The organism is Sporomusa sp. (assembly GCF_035561255.1).
Classification (GTDB): domain Bacteria; phylum Bacillota; class Negativicutes; order Sporomusales; family Sporomusaceae; genus Sporomusa.
Genome location: NZ_DATMXX010000222.1, coordinates 1 through 6,417, shown reverse-complemented (window position 1 = coordinate 6,417; position 6,417 = coordinate 1). Strand labels below are relative to the sequence as shown.

The 6,417-nt window shown below is 45.8% G+C and carries 6 protein-coding genes; 5 read left to right on the top strand and 1 reads right to left on the bottom strand.

Annotation, left to right across the window (positions count from 1 at the left end; all coding sequences use genetic code 11):
* The first annotated feature begins 111 nt into the window (after positions 1-111).
* The 4 genes from VN379_RS11980 (at position 112) to rsmA (ending at position 4,651) form a co-directional block, all read left to right on the top strand.
* Positions 112-1,101, top strand: coding sequence for a 3D domain-containing protein (locus tag VN379_RS11980; protein ID WP_325534105.1), 990 nt, complete (start codon positions 112-114; stop codon positions 1,099-1,101).
* Between the two features lie 251 nt (positions 1,102-1,352).
* On the top strand, positions 1,353-3,080 hold the full coding sequence (locus VN379_RS11975) for an ABC transporter ATP-binding protein/permease (RefSeq protein WP_325534107.1): 1,728 nt from the start codon (positions 1,353-1,355) through the stop codon (positions 3,078-3,080).
* Between the two features lie 141 nt (positions 3,081-3,221).
* Positions 3,222-3,791, top strand: a complete 570-nt coding sequence (gene rnmV, locus VN379_RS11970; protein WP_325534103.1) for a ribonuclease M5 — start codon at positions 3,222-3,224, stop codon at positions 3,789-3,791.
* A gap of 2 nt (positions 3,792-3,793) precedes the next feature.
* Positions 3,794-4,651, top strand: coding sequence for a 16S rRNA (adenine(1518)-N(6)/adenine(1519)-N(6))-dimethyltransferase RsmA (gene rsmA / locus VN379_RS11965; protein WP_325534101.1), 858 nt, complete (start codon positions 3,794-3,796; stop codon positions 4,649-4,651).
* A gap of 17 nt (positions 4,652-4,668) precedes the next feature.
* Here rsmA and VN379_RS11960 read toward each other — a convergent pair whose 3' ends face one another.
* On the bottom strand, positions 4,669-5,526 hold the full coding sequence (locus VN379_RS11960; RefSeq protein ID WP_325534099.1) for a glycosyltransferase family A protein: 858 nt from the start codon (positions 5,524-5,526) through the stop codon (positions 4,669-4,671).
* A 129-nt stretch (positions 5,527-5,655) separates the two neighbouring features.
* Between VN379_RS11960 and yabG the strand changes: the two genes are divergently transcribed.
* On the top strand, positions 5,656-6,417 hold a 762-nt coding region (gene yabG / locus VN379_RS11955; protein WP_325534097.1), incomplete at its 3' end, for a sporulation peptidase YabG.

Sequence of the window (6,417 nt, the reverse complement as noted above, 5' to 3'; positions counted from 1 at the left end):
TTGGTAATACTCCCAATAGAGAGTGGATAATTATGGTTATGATTTGTCGATAATTTGACTGATCAACCATGTTATGATATAATTGATAGGCTCGCAGAAAGGGGGGTATTCATGAGTGATGAAATGTCCGTACTGACAAAGTACAGGAACAGGAAAGTGGTATTTATTATCGCACTGCTCCTGGCATCACTGGTGGCAACCGGATTTGTTTGGGCGTATAAGAAAGTACATATTGTAGCAGATGACCAAACGTATAGTGTAAATACGCTATACAAAAGTCCGCACAAAATATTAAAGCAAGCCGGAATTACGCTTAGCCCTGAAGACGAAATCAGATTGTCGACAGCCAGTGTAAATACCGGAACCGTCATTGAGGTATTCCGGGCAATACCGGTAACAGTAACCTATCAGGGAAAAACCACCAGTCTAATTACCGGGAAGCCCACTGTTCGTGACGTTGTCGGTCAAACGGGAATTCCCCAGGAGAGAATTAAATTAATACCTGAGGAGGATACCAAGCCTGTTGCCGGAATGAACATCCGGGCAGTCACGTTAAGTGAGCGAATAGAAGAGCAGGAAACTCCTGATCTGTATCAGGTTGTCCGTCAGCCTGACGCCACTTTAGAAAAGGGCATAGAAGAAACCATCCAGGCTGGAGAAAACGGATTAAAGAAGGCAACTGTTCGGGTGCGCTTTGAAGATGGTGTTAAGATAGCTGCTGATGTACTTGCAGAAACGGTGGCAGTAAGCTCCAAACCGCAGATCATCCGGGTAGGCACTCGGGATATTGTAGATACATCGCGCGGGACTATGCGCTTTAGGAACATCCGCTACATGGAGGCCAGTGCCTATTTACCGACAGATGGTTCATCTCAGGGCTTGACAGCTACCGGTATATCGGCGCGAAGAGGCATTGTTGCCGTTGATCCGGACGTTATTCCGCTTGGCACACATGTATATGTTCCGGGCTATGGAATGGGGTTGGCTGCTGATACTGGTGGTGCTATTGTGGGGGACAAGATTGACCTTTGCATGGAGGATGCCAGTGAGGCTTGGCGGTTTGGCCGCCGGATGGTAAAAGTATATGTTTTAACAGATTAAAAAGCAGGGCCTTGTGCCCTGTTTTTTGTACGCTGATTATCGTTGCCATTTTTAACGGCTGATTGTAACTATTTACTGGGTGCTGTGTGGCGGTGTCTATTATTCGTGCCACTTTTCTATAACTGTTTAGTCCTGCTAAATAGACTAAAAACTATTTGCGCTGAGAGAATAAGAAGCTGAAGCAAATAGTGGCAGGAGTAGCGGCATAGTGCAGCGAATTGTTAGAAGATCAAATCCAATGGTCGAAGGGAATGATGCACTTGCCTGGCTTAAACCGTAAATTTCTGCAAGATATCTGGAATTTGACCCGCGAATACTGGCGTTCAGAGGAGAAATGGCGGTCAGGCGGGTTGCTTGCCGTAATTGTCACTTTGAACCTGACTTATGTTTATATTTTAGTGCTGATTAATAAATGGTTCAACCGGTTTTATAACGCACTCCAGAATTTTGACAAAGAGGAAGTTTTCAGCGAATTAGGTCAATTTTGCCTGTTGGCTGCTTTTTACATCATTGTGGCCGTCTATCAGCTTTATCTCCAGCAGATGCTTGAGATCAAATGGCGGCGCTGGATGACACATAAATACCTTAATACATGGCTCAAAAATCAGATGTATTACCGGCTGCAACTGACTGACCATTACACTGATAACCCTGACCAGCGTATTAGTGAGGATTTAAGACTTTTTACAAATTATACCCTGCAATTATCATTAGGTCTGCTCAAAGCAGTTGTAACACTGGTATCATTTATCGCTATCTTATGGCAGTTGTCAGGGACAATGGTGATTCCTCTCGGTAATCAACAACTGACTGTCTCCGGTTATATGGTGTGGGTAGCTATTGTCTATTCGGTAATCGGTACCTGGCTGACCCATAAAATTGGCAAGCCGCTGGCCCGGCTAAATTTTGATCAACAGCGCTATGAGGCCGATTTCCGGTTTAGTCTGGTGCGGTTGCGGGAAAACAGCGAAAGTATTGCCTTCTATGGCGGAGAGGCCCGCGAGGAACGATCCTTTATATCACGATTTGGCAAGGTGTTTGATAATTACTGGCAGATTATGCAGCGACGGAAGCACCTGACCTGGTTTGCTTCCGGCTATGGGCAGATTGCGCTTATCTTTCCTTTGGTAGTGGCCATGCCGCGTTATTTTGCTAAAGAAATACAGCTTGGCGGCTTATTGCAGACTTCCCAGGCATTTCGCAGTGTTCAGGAATCATTGTCTTACTTTGTCGAGAGTTACGCCTCGATGGCTGAATGGAAGGCAGTAGTTGACCGGCTTACCGGTTTTATTGGCAGTATGCAGCAAGTGAGCGGGTTACCTCCGCGCAATGCTATTATCAAGGTAGGCCCTGTACCGGCATTAGTTGTGAGCGAACTGAACATAGACCTGCCGGATGGGCGGCGAATCCTCTCTGATCTTAACTTATCGATACAGGCAGGTGAATCACTGTTGGTGGCAGGGCCATCAGGCAGTGGTAAAAGTACGTTATTACGGACCTTGTCCGGGTTATGGCCTTATGCCCAGGGCAGAATAACTATCCCAGAGGGGCATAACATCTTGTTTCTACCGCAAAAGTCATATTTACCGCTCGGGACTCTGCGGGATACGTTATTGTATCCTGGCCCGGGCCGCCCGGTAACAGACGAAGAAATTATGGCCGCTATGTCACTGTGTAAGCTTGAGGGATTGAAAAACCACCTTGATAAAACTGAGGATTGGTCTCATATTTTATCTTTAGGTGAACAACAGCGAATTGCTTTCGTCCGGGTGCTTATCCATCAGCCGGAATGGTTATTTATGGATGAGGCAACATCGGCGCTTGATGAGCCAACAGAACGGCTGTTGTATGCCTTATTGCATGAACGCTTGGCAGGAACTGCTATGGTTAGTGTTGGGCATAGGAATACCCTGAATAGTTATCATAAGAAGAAACTGACTCTTGATGGAGTGGGCCACTGGAATTTGTTAATCTTGTAATATTTCAATCTGACTATGAAATCGTCTCATTGTGGCGGTTTCATAGTCAGTATTTCTGTAATCTTTGTTGACATTATACAGATAAAAACTCAACAAATGTGGTAAGATAATTCATATTGTATAAGCAATGGAGTAGATTAAATGATTAAAGAAGTTATAGTGGTTGAAGGTAAACAGGATATTGCCGCTGTCAAGCGGGCAGTTGAGGCTGAGTGTATCGCTACTGAGGGTTTCAATTTATTGCCGCGCTGCTTAAGCCGGATAGAACAGGCGTATAAAAAGCGGGGTATTATTATTCTGACCGATCCGGATAGTGCCGGAGAACGTATCCGTAAGTTTTTGTCTGAGCGATTTCCTGAGGCTAAACATGCTTTTGTACCACGGGAATTAGCAGCAGCTAATGATGATATTGGCATTGAACAAGCAACCCCTGACGCCATTAGGGACGCGCTAAGTAAAGTGCGTCTGCACGAATGGGAACCAACTGGCGAATTTAGCTGGCAGGATATTATGGCTGCCCGATTAAGTGGAGTGCCAGATGCAACTATGCGACGGGCAACTGTGGGTGAAGGCTTAGGCATAGGTTATGCTAATGCCAAAAGCTTTTTGTATAGATTGAATCACTATGGTGTTAGCCGTGTTGAATTTATTGCGGCGATTACCAGTTTGGATGCCGCAGCCGGACAGCGCAGCGGTGTGGAGGAAGGTTAACTATGGCTATTAAACCACGTATTGCGCAAAAAGACGTAACATTACATATCTTAAAGACCTTCGGTATTCATATGAGCAAGAGACTGGGTCAGAATTTCCTTATTGATAGCAATGTTGTTGATGGCATAGTTTCAGCCGCCAAGGTGGCTGAGGGGGATGTTGTCCTTGAAATCGGTCCGGGAATTGGAACATTAACCCAGGGGCTGGCTGAGGCCGGTGCTGCGGTTACGGCCGTAGAATTGGACCGCCGCCTGCTGGACGTACTTGCTAAAACACTGGATGGATATGATAATGTCAAAGTAATCCATGGTGATATTTTAAAAATCGACATTTCCCGGGAAATTAATCAGGAAAAGTACAAAGTTGTTGCTAATCTGCCGTATTATATTACGACACCAATCATTATGAAGTTCTTAGAGGAACGGTTGCCTATAGAACTACTAGTAACTATGGTGCAAAAAGAGGTAGCCGAGCGTATGGTTGCCAAACCGGGAGGGAAGGACTACGGAGCGCTGTCGGTGGCGGTTCAGTATTACACTCAGCCGGAAATCATGTTTACGGTGCCACCTCAGGCGTTTATCCCGGCACCTGCTGTAGAATCAGCCGTTATTCGTTGTACTGTGCGATCTGAGCCGCCAGTCAAGGTCGAGAGTGAGAAGATGTTCTTCCGGGTGGTAAAAGCAGCATTTGCCCAACGCCGGAAAACCCTGGCTAACGGCCTAAAGGCTGGTGGACTGGATAAAGAAGAACTCATTCAGGTGTTAGATCAAGCCCAAATTGATGGTCAGCGGCGTGGCGAGCAGTTGTCGCTTGCAGAGTTTGCTGCTATCGCGAATGCCTGGACAAACCTCAAACAATAAAAAAACTTAAGCCCTGCTCATTTCGAGCAGGGCTTTTCGCTTAAGAACAGGTCTAATAAGTCAAAACGACGGTCAATATGGTAGCCTAAGTAGGTCTTGGTTTGCCATTGACGGTTGCGGCTCTGGTCATGGAAAGCGGCAATGGCTTCAAGGCAGTCACCGACAATGGTATCAATTATCTTGTTGGTATGAATCTGATTTTTTACCGATGAACCCAGACGGTAATGGGGAATGGTGGTTGCTACATCAATTTTTAGTTTATTCAGGCGTGCGAGTGCCATAGTGACCGGGGGAACAGCTAACTCGCGCAACGGAATTGTTTCCAGAAGACGGCGGGATACTGCGTGCGGCCCATGGGCCGGACTCGCCAAATTTATTTTTTTATCTAACCCCAGTTCTTTATTGAGGTTAAGCCGCCACTGGAAAGTTGGGTTATACCGCTCAATATGACGCGGTGGAGAGGGATAACAGTTCGTAAGTGCCATATCCATATGTTTCAATAATATACCGTCAACCAGTTCCATCAAGTTTTCATTAAAGGTGCCTACCATGTCGCCGTCAACAAAGACGACAACGTCGCTGCCCAGAGCCAAAGCTGTTTTTGCACCTATGGCACGGGGGGTATCAATTCCTAAACATTCGTGGAAGTAAATAATCTGCAGTTTTGGGAGACGCATTGCTAAGGCTTCACGCATTGTGCTGTCTTTTGAACCGTTCGCCACCAAGATGATGTGATCAATCGGTAAAGTTCCCAAATTTTGTAATACTGTAGTAATGCGGCCTCCTTCGTTTTTGGCCGGTACGACCACGCAAATCACGTCCATCACCTCGGAGTAAGCATGCGTGTGCTGTGCTATCAGATAAAGCGGTCTCACGGGGGCTCACTATAGTATATAGCGGGTATCAGGCGTTTGCTACTGCCCTGAGAGGATAATTTTGTGACACTTCAGATAGGCGATACATAGTATGTAATAGTCACAGTGCTAGCTGAGGGAGGGATTACGGTGGACATTCAAGTCGGCGATCTGGTCGTCAGAAAGTCTCATGGCGGCGATATTGTTTTCAAAGTAACGGATGTGTTTGAGGATGATGCTCAACATATTCATTGTGTTTTAAAAGGGCTGCACCTCCGGTTAATGGCCGATTCGCCTATCGATGACCTAATGCCAATTGAAGCTGAACATTTGCGCAATGAAATTGTGCGCATGGAAGGCATGCATAATGATACACTAAGACGGGTCTTGATGCGCCGCAGTCGAGAGCGGGAACAGTTCGAGTTAAGACGCTCTGAAGCAACGAAGAAGTTCACTTTTTTTGATTTGCCAGGACGCGTTTTGCACCTGGACGGTGACGAAGAATATCTTAAAATGTGTTTGAAAACGTATAACCAGCTCAATATTCAGGCAGAGGGGCGTTGGATAGAGGAAAGCAAACAGGCTGAGGTAATCATAGAGTTATTAGAAGAGATTAGGCCTGATATTCTTGTACTTACCGGGCATGACGCTTTAGTTGGTAATAGTAAAAAGGATTTCGGCGATATTAATAACTATCGGAACTCCAAATACTTTGTGGCAGCAGTAAAGAAAGCCAGGACATTTGAGCCTTCGCGCGATGATTTAGTTATCTTTGCCGGCGCCTGTCAATCTCATTTTGAAGCTATATTATCCTCAGGCGCCAACTTTGCCAGTTCTCCTAACCGCATTTTTATTCATGCCTATGATCCGGTTTTTATTGCGGAAAAGGTGGCATTTACGCCTATCAACAAG

What these genes read in the sequence shown, in the direction of transcription:
- VN379_RS11980 (WP_325534105.1), top strand. Translation starts at nt 112, where the DNA reads ATGAGTGATGAAATGTCCGTACTGACAAAGTACAGGAACAGGAAAGTG.
- VN379_RS11975 (WP_325534107.1), top strand. Translation starts at nt 1,353, where the DNA reads ATGATGCACTTGCCTGGCTTAAACCGTAAATTTCTGCAAGATATCTGG.
- rnmV (WP_325534103.1), top strand. Translation starts at nt 3,222, where the DNA reads ATGATTAAAGAAGTTATAGTGGTTGAAGGTAAACAGGATATTGCCGCT.
- rsmA (WP_325534101.1), top strand. Translation starts at nt 3,794, where the DNA reads ATGGCTATTAAACCACGTATTGCGCAAAAAGACGTAACATTACATATC.